This window comes from Bradyrhizobium sp. SZCCHNR1002, from assembly GCF_032381435.1.
Classification (GTDB): Bacteria; Pseudomonadota; Alphaproteobacteria; order Rhizobiales; family Xanthobacteraceae; genus Bradyrhizobium; species Bradyrhizobium aeschynomenes.
This window is the reverse complement of sequence record NZ_JAUHIS010000001.1, coordinates 508954-523897: the sequence shown is the minus strand read 5'-3', so window position 1 is coordinate 523897 and position 14944 is coordinate 508954. Positions and strand designations below refer to the sequence as shown.

Below are 14944 nucleotides of genomic sequence, written 5' to 3'. Positions count from 1 at the left end.
AGGACCGAGGCCCATAAAGCTGATGCTGGAAGAAGGCCGCTCAGCGGCCTTCTCACGATGCGGCCTTAGCCGACCGAACCTTCGAGGCTGATCGAGATCAGCTTCTGCGCCTCGACGGCGAACTCCATCGGCAGCTGCTGCAGCACGTCCTTGACGAAGCCGTTGACGACGAGGCCGACCGCTTCTTCCTGCGAAAGACCCCGCTGGATGCAGTAGAACAGCACATCCTCGGAGATCTTGGATGTCGTCGCCTCATGCTCGAAGGTGGCCGAGGAATTCTTGGCCTCGATATACGGCACGGTGTGCGCGCCGCATTTGTCGCCGATCAGCAGCGAATCGCAGGCGGTGAAGTTGCGCGCGCCGGTCGCCTTCCGATGCGCCGTCACCAGGCCGCGATAGGTGTTCTGCGAACGGCCCGCCGCGATGCCCTTGGAGATGATGCGGCTCGACGTGTTCTTGCCGAGGTGAATCATCTTGGTGCCGCTATCGACCTGCTGGAAGCCGTTCGAGATCGCGATCGAGTAGAACTCGCCACGCGAATTGTCGCCGCGCAGGATGCAGCTCGGGTACTTCCAGGTGATCGCGGATCCCGTCTCGACCTGGGTCCAGGAGATCTTCGAGTTGGCACCGCGGCAGTCGCCACGCTTGGTGACGAAATTGTAGATGCCGCCCTTGCCTTCCGAATTGCCCGGATACCAGTTCTGCACCGTCGAGTACTTGATCTCGGCGTCGTCCATCGCGACCAGCTCGACGACGGCCGCATGCAGCTGGTTCTCGTCGCGCTGCGGCGCCGTGCAGCCTTCGAGGTAGCTGACGTAAGCGCCCTTGTCGGCGATGATGAGCGTCCGCTCGAACTGGCCGGTGTTGCGCTCATTGATGCGGAAATAGGTCGACAGCTCCATCGGGCAGCGCACGCCCGGCGGCACGTAGACGAACGAGCCGTCGGAGAACACAGCCGAGTTCAGCGTCGCATAGAAATTGTCGGACGTCGGCACCACACTGCCGAGATATTTCTGCACGAGCTCAGGGTGCTCGCGGATGGCTTCCGAAATCGGCATGAAGATCACGCCGGCCTTCTTCAACTCCTCCTTGAACGTCGTCGCCACCGACACCGAATCGAACACGGCATCGACCGCAATCTTGCGCGTCTCGGGGCTGCCGGCGCCGGGCTTCGGCTCCACACCCTCCAGGATCGCGACCTCGCGCAAGGGAATGCCGAGCTTTTCATAAGTCTTCAGGATCTCCGGATCGATCTCGTCGATCGAGGAGAGCTGCTTCTTCGGCTTCGGCGCCGAATAATAATACAGATCCTGGAAGTCGATCTTCGGGTAGTCGACGCGCGCCCAGGTCGGCTCCTGCATGGTCAGCCAGCGGCGATAGGCCTCCAGGCGCCATTCGAGCATCCAGGCGGGCTCGTTCTTCTTGCCCGAGATGTAGCGGATCGTGTCTTCGGAAAGCCCCTTGGGGGCCTTCTCGGATTCGATGACGGTCTCGAACCCATATCGATATTGATCGACGTCGATCCGCCTGACGCGGTCGACTGTCTCTTGTACGGCTGGCATTCCATCCTCCGCTCGCGGTTTCAAGGACCGCGGTGGACATCTCTGGGAACCGTCTTACGACGTTTCGCAGACGAAATCACGCCCTTAGAATCGCTCAAGCGCTGTTTCGTCACGTCCCTTAAGTAGGGTCAGGGACAACTTTCGCCAAGCCTGCAGACAGCGATCCACCTCCGCCTCCGTCGTGGACCAGCCCAGACTGAGGCGCACCGCTCCCTGCGCGGCCGCGGAACTCACCCCCATGGCCTCCAGCACATGCGAGGGCTGAACCTTGCCCGAGGAGCAGGCCGAGCCGGAAGATACTGCAATACCTTCGAGATCGAAGCCAATCACGGCCGTTTCCGCCTTCAGACCTGGCGCAGTGAACAGCGTGGTGTTGGGCAACCGCGCCGCCTGCGCGGAAAATACCGTCACGTTCTCTGTCTGCCGGAGCCCGGCTTCGAGCCGGTTGCGCAACGCCGAAACGCGCACGTGCTCGGCCTCGAGGCTGGCCAGCGCTGCGCCAGCCGCCGCGCCGAACCCGGCCATGCCGATCACGTTCTCGGTTCCAGCCCGTCGCCCACGCTCCTGACCGCCGCCGCGCAGCAAAGGGATGACGTCGTCGACACCGGCGCCCAGCACCAGCGCGCCCACCCCCTTGGGGCCGCCGATCTTGTGCCCGGAAAGGGTGACAAGGTCTGCTCCTATCCCCTTGATATCCAGTGGAATTTTTCCAAATGCCTGGATCGCATCGACATGCAGCAGGCTACCCCCTCGGCGAACGATCTCGGCAACCTCCGAAACCGGTTGAAGCACGCCGGTCTCGTTGTTGGCGGCCATCACGGAGACCAGGGCCGGCGGACCGCCCGCCAGAAGCGTGTCCAGGCCGCAGAGATCGACCACGCCGGACGAATCGACCGGGATGGTCTGGACTGCCGACGGCGCGAACCGGCCGCCCGCGAGCACCGAGGCATGCTCGATGGCCGACACCAGCAGCCGCTCGGCCGGCCCCGCGGGGGCTTTGAGCCCCGGGCTCAAAGCGAGGACGTTGGCCTCGGTCCCCCCCGAGGTGACCACCACCCGGCGGGGCACCGTTCCGAGCCCGCGGGCGATCACCTCGCGTGCTTCCTCCATCAACCGCCTGGCTTTGCGGCCCTCGGCATGAACCGAGGACGGATTGCCGAGGAGATCCATGGCGGCGAGCATCGCCTGCCGCGCTTCGGGGCGCAGCGGCGTCGTCGCGTTCCAATCGAGATAGATCCTGTCGGCCATCGTCCGTTCTTAGCAAGTTGCACCGCGACCGGCCATCGCGGCCCTCCCGCGATGCTGCTCTGGCGCATGGCAACGTGGTAACGTCGCACACCGGGATTGAGATAGCGGCTGCGCCACCATGAACAAGCTCGTCGTTTCCGTTTTGAGTTCCGTCTCGCGTCCAACCGATCGCATCTTCTACGCGGCCGTCGCCGCGATCTCGCTCGGCACCGGCCTCGTCAACGCCCTTTCAGCCGCGCAGGATGCCGCGAAGCGAGGCGCGATCTATGATGTACGCACGCCGCTGCTGTGGGAAATGACGAGCATCGTCGCGATCATCCTGCTCGCGCCGTTGCTGCTCTTCGCCGTCCGCACCCTTCGCCGGCGTCCGGCCTGGTCCGTCCGCATCGCCATCGCACTCGGCGCGATCCTGGCGTTCTCCGCGCTCCACATCGCCGGCATGGTGAGCTTGCGTAAGCTCGCGCTGTGGGCGGCCGGCAGCAGCTATGATTTCCATATGTCGCTTGCCACACTGGTCTACGAGCTCCGCAAGGACGTGCTGACGGCGATCCTGATCGGAGGCGCGCTCTGGCTGTTCGATCGTGCCTACAACGCAGCGGGATGCGCAGTAGCGCCGAGCGAGGAGCGCCCGGCATCGGCACCAGCCTCGCTTTGGCTGCGCGACGGCGCGAACCGCGTCCGCATCATGCCGGCCGATATTCTCTGGGTCGCGTCCGCCGGCAACTATGTCGAATACGCCATGGCCGACGGCCGTCAGCACCTCGTCCGCGGCACGCTCTCGGCCGTCGAGACCGAGCTCGCCTGCTTCGCCCTGGTGCGCATCCACCGCGGCCGGCTGGTCAACATGGCCAGGGTCACGGCGCTCTCGGTCCTGCCATCGGGCGAGTTCGGCCTGACCTTCGACACCGGGCAATCGGTCCAGGGCAGCCGTCGCTATCGAGGCGCCGTGGCCCATCTGGAGCGAATGCCGGCGGCGCGCTGAAACGGCGGCGTGCGGAAAGTGAAAACTCCAGCATTTTCATTGGATTGCAGAGGCATCCGGGTGGTCGACAGCAGCACCGGTCCGGCGAACCTGCAGCAGCGGCCTCGGCCGCATTCGCCTCACAGTCCCCTTGCCGGGCGTTGAAAACCCTTGCTTTTTGCCCCGCGCGGCATGCTAGAAGGCCAACTTCCAGTCACGCCAGCGCCACTCCGTCCAAGCGCACGGAAGGCGCTCGATCACCACTTTTTCTGCTGATGTCGTCGGCGAGGCGCCAGATGAAGCACGGACGAAGTCGGTCGACGCTCTGCCAAGGATTCTCTGATGCCTGAAGTCATCTTCAACGGTCCGGCGGGCCGCCTCGAGGGCCGTTATCACCCGGCCAAGCAGAAGAACGCGCCGATCGCGATGATCCTGCATCCGCATCCGCAGTTCCATGGCACGATGAACCATCAGATCGTGTATCAGTGCTACTACGCCTTCGCGCATCGCGGCTTCTCGGTGCTGCGCTTCAATTTCCGCGGCGTCGGCCGCAGCCAGGGGTCGTTCGATCACGGCACGGGTGAACTGTCGGATGCCGCGTCCGCGCTCGATTGGGCGCAGACCATCAACCCGGAAGCGCGCGCCTGCTGGGTCGCCGGCTTCTCTTTCGGCGCCTGGATCGGCATGCAGCTGCTGATGCGCCGCCCCGAGGTCGAGGGCTTCATCTCGATCGCGCCGCCCGCCAATCTCTACGACTTCTCGTTCCTCGCGCCCTGCCCGTCCTCGGGCCTCATTGTGCACGGCGAGAAGGATGCGGTTGTTCCGCCGAAGGACGTCAACACGCTGGTCGAGAAGCTGAAGACGCAGAAGGGCATCGTGATCGACCAGCAGGTCATCCCCGGCGCCAACCACTTCTTCGACGGCAAGCTTGAGCCGCTGATGGAAACCATCACGGCCTATTTGGACATGCGCCTCGCCAATGTGAGGTGAGACCTGCGCGCGTCGTTGCGACCTCGATGTGAGGCAACCATTCGGGCCGTCTCGCGCCGCTCGAGGATCGGAGATGAGGCGCCGCGAGTATCAACGCGCCTCTCTCCTTGCTGGCGAGGGCCAGTCACGTATCGGCTGCATCTTCCGGCGCTGCGATGACGGACCAAAATTGATGCGGTTCGCCGGGACGACTTAGTGAGCCAAACATCGTCACATTGAAGACTGCGGGTCCGGCACAGTCGTGAGGCTCAACCGCCGATCGGTCCGGGGTCGACGCCCCCCGTTGTGGCGGCTCCAGAATGACCGGAACGCGGCCACGTGACGATCGAGTAATGATGTTACTGCCGGTCCCGCAGCGCCGTCAAATGGCTCGGCGTCGCATCCACCACTAGCGCCTTTCGTTCAGCATCGGAAAGCCGCGCTGGTGCCAGACCGGATAGGCGGCGGGGATATCGCTAGCGGCATCGAGCGCGGCCACCTGCTCCGCCGCGAGGCTCCAGCCGACGGCGCCGATGTTTTCCACCAGCTGACTTTCGTCGCGGGCGCCGACGATCAGGGTCGACACCGTCGGGCGCTGCAGCAGCCAGTTCAGCGCCACCTGCGGAATGGTCTTGCCGGTCTCCTTGGCGACGCCGTCGAGCGCATCGACGACGCGATACAGCCGCTCCTCCTCGAAATGCGGCCCGGTGCCGGCGATGTCATGGGCGCGGGTGCCGGGCTTGGCCGGCTGGCCCCTGCGGATCTTGCCGGTCAGCTTGCCCCAGCCGAGCGGGCTCCAGATCACGGCGCCGACGCCCTGGTCGATGCCGAGCGGCATCAGCTCCCATTCGTAGTCGCGGTTGAGCAGCGAGTAATAGGCCTGGTGCGCGACGTAGCGCGGGTAACCGTAACGGTCAGAGGACGACAGCGACTTCATCAGGTGCCAGCCGGAGAAGTTCGAGCAGCCGATGTAGCGGATCTTGCCGGCGCGCACGAGCTGGTCGAGCGTCGAGAGCGTCTCCTCGACCGGCGTGTTGTAGTCCTGGCCGTGCAGTTGATAGAGATCGATGTGATCGACGTCGAGGCGCTTGAGCGAGCCCTCGACCGCCTCGATCAAATGCTGGCGCGACGAGCCGTAGTCGTTGGGACCGTCGCCCTTCGGGAACGTGCCCTTGGTCGAGATCAGCAGCCGGTTGCGCTTGCCCTTGATGGCCTGGCCGAGAATGGTCTCGGCAAGGCCGCTCGAATAGACATCGGCGCTGTCGAACATCGAGACGCCATGATCGAGGCAGACGTCGATCAGCCGGCTCGCGCCGTCAGCGTCGGTCGCGCCCCAGGCCTTGAAGAAGTCGTTGCCGCCGCCGAAGGTCGCGGTGCCGAAGCTGAGCGCGGGCACGCGCAGGCCGGAATGGCCGAGACGTCGATGGTCCATGATGATCTCCCCTGGTGTTGACAGCATGAATACGCGGACAGGCGGCCGGCCGCCATGGGGCGCCCTGCATGACCTGGTTGCACCGCCCTGTGAGTCCGCCAGCCAATCGCCTTGACCCGGGGCCCTCCCGCTTGGTCTAACCGGGCCGATCTTCCGAGCCTGCTGGGAACCCGCCGATGCGCATCGCCACCTGGAACGTCAATTCGGTCCGGCAACGGATCGAGCACCTCGTCACCTGGCTCAAGGAGTGCTCGCCGGACATCGTCTGCCTGCAGGAGATCAAGTGCACGGACGACGCGTTTCCCAGGCTGGAGATCGAGGCGCTCGGCTACAACGTCGTCACCCACGGCCAGAAGACGTTCAACGGCGTGGCGCTGCTGTCGAAGCTTCCGTTCGACGAGACCAAGTCCGGTCTCGCAGGCGATGCCGAGGACGTGCATGCGCGGTTCCTGGAAGGCGTCGTCAGCCTCAAGAGCGGCGTCGTGCGCATCGCCTGCCTCTATCTGCCCAACGGCAATCCTGCGAACACCGAGAAATATCCCTACAAGCTCAAGTGGATGTCGCGGCTTCGCGACTATGCGCGCGAACGGCTGAAGACCGAGGAGCCGCTGATCCTCGCCGGCGACTTCAACGTTATCCCGGCGGCTGCCGACGTGTCCAATCCCGAGGCCTGGGTCGACGACGCGCTGTTCCGGCCCGAGACGCGCGAGAGCTTCCAGTCGCTGCTCGGCCTCGGGCTGACCGATGCGCTGCGCGCCGTCAACGACGCGCCGGGACAGTACACGTTCTGGGACTACCAGGCCGGCGCCTGGCAGAAGAACATGGGCATCAGGATCGATCACCTGCTGCTGTCGCCGCAGGCGAGCGACCGGCTGGTCGAGGTCGGCATCGACAGCTATGTGCGTGCCTGGGAGAAGCCGTCGGATCACGTGCCGGTGTGGGCCGATTTCGATCTTGAGACCGCCTAGCCCTCAATCGCGCAATGGCTAGGGCAGCCGGACGATTTCCGGCGGCGCCCAGGTCTGGGTGACGCTCACCTGGGGATCCGGCACGTAGACCCGCAGGATCAGATAGAACGTATCGGTCGACGGCGATTGCAGCCAGTAGGTGCCGGACGGAAGCTGACCGGGATCGGCACTCTGGATCAGGATCGTCATGCCGCCCGCGGCGTCACGGGCTTGGTATGCCGGATAGTAGCCGTTGATGGTGTAGTGGGACGAGTTTGCGACGAGATTGTAGTCGGAGCCGTACATCGTGATCGACCAGAAGCCGTGCCTGGTCACATCGCAAGGCGGGAAGTCGCCGGCGCCGAACATGATCCGGTAGTTGCTGCTTCCATTCAACTGACTGCCGAGATTATCGCTGAATGCGTTGAGATAGACGGCCTCGGCCGGATCGTTGGCGCAGATGCCGGCGAGCGACTGCAACGCACCGCGGGTAATGTAGTCGCTGCTCTGCCCGGCGCGCCCGAGATCCAGCGGCGGATAGGTCCAGCCGTTGATCTGCTTGCCGTGACCCTTGGCCATGGACTTGAGCATCGCCAGCCCGTCCTTGGCCGCACGTTGCAGCCCGGCCCGCGTCGCCTCGGACTGGCGTTCGACGTCCTGACCGGGACCGATGCCGACGGTCGCAAACAGCTTCAGGAGCTGATCCTGCGCGATGCCGGGCGGCAGGCCGGGCGGATCCTGCGTCATCGCAGCGTTCATTGTCCGCCACGCACCCGCCGTGTTGTTGTAGTCGAAGCCGTCGGGGACGAGCACATGGCTCGGCGTCGGCGGCGGCGTGTTGGGCCACAGCGACAGCGGCGTCAGCTGATACTGCGCCTGGATCGCGATCGCCTTGTTCAGATCCTCCTGGGTGGTGTCGTTGACCCCGGTGCGTCCGAGCAGGAAGATGCTCACCGTGCGAGAACGCGGCAGGACGTCGAGCACGTCATCGGGCACCGCGCCGGTCCAGCCGGGACCAGCGATCAGAAAATTGCCCGCCTCCGTGCCGGTGGAGCGGGTCCCGACATAGGCGAAATTGTCGGCATCCATGCACACCATTTCGATGCAATAGAAGCGGTCGGTCACCGCCGGCACCGAGATCACGATCGGATCCTGCGTCACGTCCAGCCAGGCGGTCGCATACAGCGTGTCGCAGTTGGGACTGCCGCCAGACTTGCTGTTCTCTGGGCTTGCGAGCTGCTCACTGCGGTGGAACGAGTTGACCGGCGCGTACAGATCGGGCTTGCCGGCTTGCTGGCTCACCTTCTGGCCTTCTTTCGTGGTCCAGAGCCAGCGCAATTGCGCGTTGTAGATCCACGGAAAGCCCCAGACATAGGCCTGCATTCCCAGCGAATACGCGTAGTTCTCCTGCCAACCGTCGCCTGCGGAGGCAGGCGCCGCTGCGCGCGCCGGACTCGGAGTGCCAATGATGAAATCGTCCATGGTGAATATTCCTCATCAATCGTTGTGACGACATGAAGTATGTGAATCAAAATCGATGGTGCCCTCGATCACGTCCCGTTCGACGGGCTTGAGGCGGGCAATATTTCAACAACAACCTAAGGTAGCGCACGTGATCTATCTTCGTCAACAGCGTCTCCCGCTTGGTTCAGCCGCTGCGCCGAGATAGTGTAGGATATCCGGGATCGCTGTCAGGAACCTCCATTGACCATCTACACACGGCGGCAATTGTTTCCGCTCGCACTCGTACCTCTGTTCGTCAGGCCGGCCTTCGCAGCCGACTTCCAAGAGACCATCGCGGGCATCGAGACCGACAGCGACGGACGTCTCGGCGTCGCGCTGTTGGACACCGCAAGCGGCGCGCTCAGCGGCCATCGGCTCGACGAACGGTTCCCGATGTGCAGCACCTTCAAGGCGCTGCTGGCGGCTGCGATCCTGACCAGGGTCGATACTGGCGCCGAGCAGCTCTCGCGGCGGCTCCCGATCACGCAAGCGGACATCCTGTCCTACGCGCCGGTCACCAAGCTGCATGTCGGAACATCGGGCCTTTCGATCGGCGAACTCTGCGAAGCGACCGTGACGCTCAGCGACAACACGGCGGCGAACCTTCTGCTTGCGACGCTCGGCGGCCCGGCCGGGCTCACGCGCGCGATCCGCGGCTTCGGCGACGCGATCACCCGGCTCGACCGCATCGAGCCTACCCTCAATGAGAGCGTGGCGGGTGATCCCAGGGACACGACGACGCCGGCGGCCATGGCTCAGACCTTGGCGAAGCTCACGACCGGAAACACGTTGTCGGGCGCGTCGCGCGATGTCCTGAATGGCTGGCTGATCGGCTGCAAGACCGGCGCCGCCAAGCTGCGCGCCGGTCTGCCTGGATCATGGCGCGTCGGCGACAAGACCGGCGCCGGCGACAACGGCAGCAGCAACGACGTCGCGGTGATCTGGCCGACGGGCCGCGCCCCTGTGATCGTGAGCTGCTATCTCACCGAGACCAAGGCCGGTGACGACAAGCGCAATGCGGCTCACGCTGCGGTCGGCCGCGCGGTGGCGGCTGCGCTCGGCGCCTGAGCGACGCGCACGCCGAGATCGATCTCACGGACCAGCGCTGCGATCGCGTCGAAGCCGGCGCGTAGCTGGCGCACCTCGCGAGCCGCGAGTCGCACGCCGACGCCAGCGTTGTCCGGCAGCGGGCTCGCGGCCGCATAGAGATCATCGATGCGCGAGAACGCGTCGGCAAGGCGCAGGCGAAGCGCGGCACGGTCGTGCGTCTGCGGCAGCATGAGCACGGCTGAGCCGAACGCGCGGCGCCCGTTGAACGGAGCGCTCGTGGGATCGCGCAGATGCATCCGGTCGATCAGCAGTGGCTCCTGCCCTTGCCGCCGGACGATGAGCATGGAATCGAGCTCGCGGAACAAGCGCCCCTGCCCGTTGGGGTCGTGCATGGTGAACGCGTCGGTGACGAGCGCCGAGGCATCGGCCGCACACTCCAGCTCGAGCACCTGTCGCAAGGCGGCGTCGGGAAACAGGATGCGCGGCTCCGGCCGATAGTCGAGCGACGCACCGGCCGCGACATGCAGCAGCGCCTGCTCCACGGCGCGCGCGCCCGGCTCGGCGCGATGCACCGAGGTCGCGCCCTGCGTGGTCACGCACACGGCCGCGCCCGCATGCAAGGTGAAGCGCTGCGTCAGCCGATCCTCGCCATGCACGGCGCCGCTGCCGGTCTGCAGGATGACGCTGAGGCAATCCGGCCGCGCCACGTCGGTGTGGAAGCTGCGCGTCAGCACGAACGGCCAGGCGAACAGCCGGCGATCGATCACGGTGCGGCCGCCGCGGCGGACGAAGGACAGGTCGAGCCGCGGCTTCTCTGGGCCAAGATCACTCACGTGCGGAACAGCACCTCGCGCTCGAGCAGATCGACGATCGCGTCGATCCCCTCGCCACGCCGGCAGTTGGTCAGCAGCACCGGCCGGCCGCCGCGCACCTCCGTGGCCTCGCGCTGCATCCGGGCGATGTCGACGCCGACATGCGGGGCGAGATCGACCTTGTTGATGACCAAGAGATCGGCGCGGATGACGCCGGGGCCGCGCTTGCGCGGGATGTCGTCGCCACCGGCGACGTCGATCACGAACATCCAGAAATCGGTCAAGTCGCGCGAGAACGTCGAGGCGAGATTGTCGCCGCCACTCTCCAGCAGGATCAGCTCGAGGCCGGGAAAGCGCCGCTCCAATTCGTCGGCCGCCTCGATGTTCAGCGTCGGGTCCTCGCGGATCACGGTGTGCGGACAGGCGCCCGCCTCCACCGCCGAGACGCGCTCGGGGTCGATCAGGCCGGAGCGGCGCACGCGCTCGGCATCCTCGGCGGTGACGAGATCGTTGGTGATGACGGCGATGTCGATGCCGCGCGCCTGCAGCGCAGGGATCAGCTGCTCGACCAACGCGGTCTTGCCGGAGCCAACGGGGCCGCCGATGCCGACGCGCGCGGCGGTCATCGGGGCATCGGCGCGGGTGAGAGCGAGACGGCTCATCGCAGCATGAACCTCCTGGCGAGCGGCACGGTCGTGGCAGGCGGACACATCAAGAGCTTGCCATCGGCGCGCACCTCGAAAGTCTGCGGATCGACCTCGACATGCGGCATCGCGGCGTTGCGGACCATGTCGGTCTTGCGCAGGCGGCGGACATTCTTGATCTGCACGGTCTCGCGTCCGAGTCCCAGCCTGTCGCGGACGCCGGCGTCGACCGCGAGCTTGGACATGAAGTTCACGCCGAGCCGCTGCGGCGCGGCGCCCAGCGCGCCCCACATCCGCTTCTGGATCATCGGCTCGGAGAGCCCAAGGCTGCCATTGCCGTCGCCCATCGCGGCCCACACCGGAAAACCGTCCTTGATCACCATGTAGGGCTTGAGCCCGAACGAGGCGCGCGGCCACAGCACGAGATCGGCCATCTTGCCGACCTCGATCGAGCCCACGACATGATCGATGCCGACCGCGATCGCTGGATTGATCGTGAGCTTGGCGACATAGCGCTTGATGCGCTCATTGTCGGCACGCGTCGTCGTCTCCTCCGGCAGCCGGCCGATGCGGTCCTTCATGACGCTGGCAAGCTGCCAGCATTTGGCGACGTTCTCGGCGAGGCGGCCCATGCCTTGCGTGTCCGTGCCGAAGATCGAGATCGCGCCCATGTCATGCAGGAAATCCTCCGCCGCCATCGACTGCGCGCGCACCCTGGACTCACCGAACATGACATCCTCGGGCGAATTGTAGTTGAGCTGATGACAGATCATCGTCATCGGCACGCCCTCCTCCATCCCGTAGGAGGTGTAGGGATTGGTCGGGTTGGTCGAGGACGGAATGACGTTGGCCCACGACACGACCTTGAGCAGATCGGGCGCGTGGCCGCCGCCGGCGCCCTCGACGTGGTACATGTGGATGGTGCGGCCATCGACCGCCGCCATCGTGTCCTCGCAGAAGCCGTATTCGTTGATCGAGTCGGTATGCAGATGGACGGCGAAATCGTTGCGATCCGCCGCGATCAGCGTCTTGTCGATCACGTCGGGCGCTGCGCCAAAATCCTCGTGGATCTTGACCGACATGCCACCTGCGGCGACCGCCTCCTCGACTGCTTCCGGGTTGGAGCCGCCACGGCCGAACAGCGCGTAGTTCAGCGGTGAGAACTCGATCGAGTTGAGGAAGTGGCCGAAGTTCGGCCCAGAGCCTGAACCGACGTCGAACACCGGCCCCGAGCCATTGCCGACCATCGTGGTGGTGCCGCCGGCGAGCGCATGATCGGACTGCTCCGGCGAGATCAGATGCGCGTGGCTCTCGATCGCGCCGGCGGTGACGATGAACGGACCGCCGGCGATCGGCGCGGTGGTATGGCCGACCACCATGTCGGGATGCACGTCCGGCATGATGTCGGGATTGCCGGCCTTGCCGATGCCGACGATGCGGCCATCGCGGATGCCGATATCGGCCTTCACGATGCCGATGACGGCATCGACGATGGTCGCGTTCTTGACGACGACGTCGAGCGCCTTGTGAGTGGACGTCCGGTGCGCGGCGACGGCCTCGCCGTCGCGGATGTTCTTGCCGGCGCCGACCAGGAGTTCATGGCCGTAGGTGGTGTAGTCGTGCTCGATCTCAGCCAGCAGGCTGGTGTCGGCGAGCCGGACGAGGTCGCCCTTGGTTGGGCCATATAGCTCGGCATAGGCTTTGCGGGTCAACGTGGCCATGGCTCAAGCTCCGAGATAGCCGCGCGACTGCGCGAGCTTCAGCGCGGCGTCGCGCGCGCCGGGGGCGTCGAGCGGACCGTTGACCAGCCCGGCCTGGCCGCGCACGATCCGGTCGCCGGTGATCGGGACCAGCCGCACCGACTTGAAAACGCCCGGCTCGAAGCGGATGCCCAGACCCGCCGGACGGTCGATCTTCATGCCCCAGGCGGCGGCGCGATCGAAGCGCAGCGCGCGATTGATCTCGAAGAAATGGGTGTGGCTGCGCACCTGGATGTCGCGATCCCCGGTGTTGACGACGTCGATGGTGACGGCCGGCAGCTCCGTGAACATCGCGATGTCGTCGCCGCCGACGATGATCTCGCCGGGCACGATCTCCTCAGCGGCTGCGCCTTCTGCCGGCTGGATCGGCTCGAATAGCGCCATCACCTTGGTGCCCTCGGCGAACATCAGCTCGACATAGAGCATCGGGATCATCTGGGCGACGCTGGGCTCGACGTCATCGGTGGTGAGCAGCCGTCCCGCCATGTCGCGGATCTCGGCATAGGGCAGATTGCGGCGCGCCGCGGTCATCACCTCATCGGTGATGTAGGCGACCGCCTCGGGATGGCTGAGCTTGATGCCCAGCTGGCGATTGCGCCGCGCCATCTGCGCGGCGTTGAAGATGACGAGACGATCGAGCTCCGTCGGCGACAGGTTCATCATGGCCAGGGCACCTCAGGTCGTGAACATCCGCACGTGCCGCAACGGCCCGCGCGACACGGCGATATCGATGAAAGGCGTGAAGCTCGACGGCATCGTGTCGTCGTCGGGCGTCTCAGTGAGCAGATCCGCGAGCCGCGCGCGGGCGCGCGCGAGGCTCTGCTGCGACTCGATGTGGCCGATCAGGCCGAGCCGGACGGCGGCGCTGACGAGGCCAGTGATCAGGGTCCAGCCTGAGACCAGCTCGGCGGCATCGAGGCTCAGGCCGGCGTCACGGCCGGTGATCGCCTGCACCGCGGCGAGGTGTCCAAGCCTCGGATCGGCCGAGACGCGTGCGCGATAGGACACCGACAACGGACCTGCGAGCTTGACCCAGACGCCGAGCAGCGCCCTGCCCGCGCGCCGCGATCCCTCGCGCATCTCGGCAGATGTTGTGGTGGCCTCCGCGAGACGGTCGACGGAAGCGATCGCGTCGCTGTCGCTCGCGTGCCACGCGCGGCGCAGCAGAATGCGATCCATGCTGGCCCAGCGTTGCGCGAGGTGGTCGGCGATGACGCCGTCGAGATCGCTGCGATCGGACAGCAGCCCATCGGCCGCCAAGCCCTCGATGCCCCAGGAAAACGCGAAGCCGCCGGCGGGAAAGGCGCTGTCGCCGAGCTGCAGCAGCGCGAGCGTCTCGCCACGGTCAAACATGCGCGCGCTCCACGACCTCGCCGGAGTCGAGCAGCGGCTTGATCCGCGCGCGATAGGTCTCGATCGGGGCGTCGAGCAGCACGACGAGGTGATCGCCCTCGAAGCGGACGCGCCAGTGCAGATTGCCGGCATGCCAGCCGAGCTTCAGCGCGCTCGCCTCGTCGCGCGCCTTCAGGCGCAGCACCTGCTGCTCGCCGAAACGGGCGATGATCGCGCGGTCGGAGTCGAGATGCAGCAGCGCGCCGTCGATGAGTTCCTCGTCGCGGTCGAGGCTGACGGCGCAGTCCGTGCCGCGATCGGTGGTCAGGCGGAAGCGCTTGCGGCCGGAATCTTCCGGCGGCACGAACAACAGCTCGATGCCGCCGCGATGCTCCAGCGTGTGCAGTTGCCGCGCATAGATCTTGTCGTCGGCGCGTCCCATAATGCCGTGCAGACGGAGCATCGGCGTGGTCCTCTTGTTGTTCAGCGCTCGAGGTTCGATTGGGGCCTCATGGTTCGAGACGCCCGCCAAGGGACGGGCTCCTCACCATGAGGGTTGAAAATCGAGAGTGGCTCGGCGATGTCGGTGCGCTCCCTCTCCCCGTTCTTCACGGGGAGAGGGCTGGGGTGAGGGGCAGCCACGAGCACCGGACCCAGCGGACAGCCCCCCTCACCCGGATTGCATCTTCGATGCAATCCGGCCTCTCCCCGCACGCGGGGAGAG

At 65.8% G+C, this 14944-nt stretch carries 14 protein-coding genes; 4 read left to right on the top strand and 10 right to left on the bottom strand.

The genetic code is table 11. The features are described 5' to 3' along the window. Positions 1-65: 65 nt before the first annotated feature. Both sufB and QX108_RS02260 read right to left on the bottom strand, forming a co-directional pair. Positions 66-1562 (bottom strand): Fe-S cluster assembly protein SufB, encoded by a 1497-nt coding sequence (gene sufB, locus QX108_RS02265; protein ID WP_315719947.1) that lies wholly within the window; start codon positions 1560-1562, stop codon positions 66-68. Between the two features lie 84 nt (positions 1563-1646). Continuing rightward, positions 1647-2810 carry a cysteine desulfurase family protein gene (locus QX108_RS02260; protein ID WP_315779075.1) on the bottom strand — a complete coding sequence of 388 codons (1164 nt, stop codon included), beginning with the start codon at positions 2808-2810 and terminating at the stop codon, positions 1647-1649. A 118-nt stretch (positions 2811-2928) separates the two neighbouring features. Between QX108_RS02260 and QX108_RS02255 the strand changes: the two genes are divergently transcribed. Together QX108_RS02255 and QX108_RS02250 are read left to right on the top strand one after the other, a co-directional pair. Next, positions 2929-3792, top strand: coding sequence for a LytTR family DNA-binding domain-containing protein (locus QX108_RS02255; RefSeq protein WP_315779077.1), 864 nt, complete (start codon positions 2929-2931; stop codon positions 3790-3792). A 321-nt stretch (positions 3793-4113) separates the two neighbouring features. Then, positions 4114-4761: an alpha/beta hydrolase gene (locus QX108_RS02250; protein ID WP_006614822.1), complete on the top strand. Its 648-nt coding sequence runs from the start codon at positions 4114-4116 to the stop codon at positions 4759-4761. Between the two features lie 388 nt (positions 4762-5149). Here QX108_RS02250 and QX108_RS02245 read toward each other — a convergent pair whose 3' ends face one another. After that, on the bottom strand, positions 5150-6172 hold the full coding sequence (locus QX108_RS02245) for an aldo/keto reductase (protein WP_315779079.1): 1023 nt from the start codon (positions 6170-6172) through the stop codon (positions 5150-5152). Positions 6173-6348: 176 nt separating this feature from the next. On the opposite strand from QX108_RS02245, the gene xth reads away from it, so the two are divergent. Further along, the gene (xth, locus tag QX108_RS02240) at positions 6349-7140 is read left to right on the top strand and encodes an exodeoxyribonuclease III (RefSeq protein WP_315779080.1); all 792 of its coding nucleotides are present in this window, start codon (positions 6349-6351) and stop codon (positions 7138-7140) included. Positions 7141-7158: 18 nt separating this feature from the next. Here xth and QX108_RS02235 read toward each other — a convergent pair whose 3' ends face one another. Continuing rightward, the gene (locus QX108_RS02235) at positions 7159-8601 is read right to left on the bottom strand and encodes a DUF1254 domain-containing protein (protein ID WP_315779082.1); all 1443 of its coding nucleotides are present in this window, start codon (positions 8599-8601) and stop codon (positions 7159-7161) included. Between the two features lie 222 nt (positions 8602-8823). Between QX108_RS02235 and bla the strand changes: the two genes are divergently transcribed. Further along, positions 8824-9690: a class A beta-lactamase gene (gene bla, locus QX108_RS02230; protein ID WP_315779084.1), complete on the top strand. Its 867-nt coding sequence runs from the start codon at positions 8824-8826 to the stop codon at positions 9688-9690. Here the strand turns inward: bla and QX108_RS02225 are convergent. From QX108_RS02225 to ureE, 6 genes are read right to left on the bottom strand one after another with little or no spacing between them, the layout of a single operon-like run. Further along, entirely contained in the window at positions 9645-10505 is an 861-nt protein-coding gene (locus QX108_RS02225; protein ID WP_315779086.1) for an urease accessory protein UreD, read from the bottom strand. The genes bla and QX108_RS02225 overlap by 46 nt on opposite strands. Next, positions 10502-11146, bottom strand: coding sequence for an urease accessory protein UreG (gene ureG / locus QX108_RS02220; RefSeq protein WP_315719939.1), 645 nt, complete (start codon positions 11144-11146; stop codon positions 10502-10504). Before ureG ends, QX108_RS02225 begins: the two co-directional genes overlap by 4 nt. Continuing rightward, the gene (gene ureC, locus QX108_RS02215; protein WP_315779091.1) at positions 11143-12849 is read right to left on the bottom strand and encodes an urease subunit alpha; all 1707 of its coding nucleotides are present in this window, start codon (positions 12847-12849) and stop codon (positions 11143-11145) included. The genes ureG and ureC overlap by 4 nt, the downstream gene beginning before the upstream one ends. Before the next feature lie 3 nt (positions 12850-12852). Continuing rightward, positions 12853-13551: an urease subunit beta gene (gene ureB, locus QX108_RS02210; protein ID WP_315779093.1), complete on the bottom strand. Its 699-nt coding sequence runs from the start codon at positions 13549-13551 to the stop codon at positions 12853-12855. A 12-nt stretch (positions 13552-13563) separates the two neighbouring features. Further along, positions 13564-14241, bottom strand: coding sequence for an urease accessory protein UreF (locus QX108_RS02205; RefSeq protein WP_315779095.1), 678 nt, complete (start codon positions 14239-14241; stop codon positions 13564-13566). Continuing rightward, entirely contained in the window at positions 14234-14683 is a 450-nt protein-coding gene (ureE, locus tag QX108_RS02200; protein ID WP_315779096.1) for an urease accessory protein UreE, read from the bottom strand. The genes QX108_RS02205 and ureE overlap by 8 nt, the downstream gene beginning before the upstream one ends. Between the last annotated feature and the right edge of the window lie 261 nt (positions 14684-14944).

Coding starts and splice junctions, on each gene's coding strand:
- QX108_RS02260 (WP_315779075.1), bottom strand. CDS start 2,810: ATGGCCGACAGGATCTATCTCGATTGGAACGCGACGACGCCGCTGCGC.
- ureG (WP_315719939.1), bottom strand. CDS start 11,146: ATGAGCCGTCTCGCTCTCACCCGCGCCGATGCCCCGATGACCGCCGCG.
- ureE (WP_315779096.1), bottom strand. CDS start 14,683: ATGCTCCGTCTGCACGGCATTATGGGACGCGCCGACGACAAGATCTAT.
- ureC (WP_315779091.1), bottom strand. CDS start 12,849: ATGGCCACGTTGACCCGCAAAGCCTATGCCGAGCTATATGGCCCAACC.
- QX108_RS02255 (WP_315779077.1), top strand. CDS start 2,929: ATGAACAAGCTCGTCGTTTCCGTTTTGAGTTCCGTCTCGCGTCCAACC.
- xth (WP_315779080.1), top strand. CDS start 6,349: ATGCGCATCGCCACCTGGAACGTCAATTCGGTCCGGCAACGGATCGAG.
- QX108_RS02245 (WP_315779079.1), bottom strand. CDS start 6,172: ATGGACCATCGACGTCTCGGCCATTCCGGCCTGCGCGTGCCCGCGCTC.
- QX108_RS02205 (WP_315779095.1), bottom strand. CDS start 14,241: ATGTTTGACCGTGGCGAGACGCTCGCGCTGCTGCAGCTCGGCGACAGC.
- sufB (WP_315719947.1), bottom strand. CDS start 1,562: ATGCCAGCCGTACAAGAGACAGTCGACCGCGTCAGGCGGATCGACGTC.
- ureB (WP_315779093.1), bottom strand. CDS start 13,551: ATGATGAACCTGTCGCCGACGGAGCTCGATCGTCTCGTCATCTTCAAC.
- QX108_RS02250 (WP_006614822.1), top strand. CDS start 4,114: ATGCCTGAAGTCATCTTCAACGGTCCGGCGGGCCGCCTCGAGGGCCGT.
- QX108_RS02235 (WP_315779082.1), bottom strand. CDS start 8,601: ATGGACGATTTCATCATTGGCACTCCGAGTCCGGCGCGCGCAGCGGCG.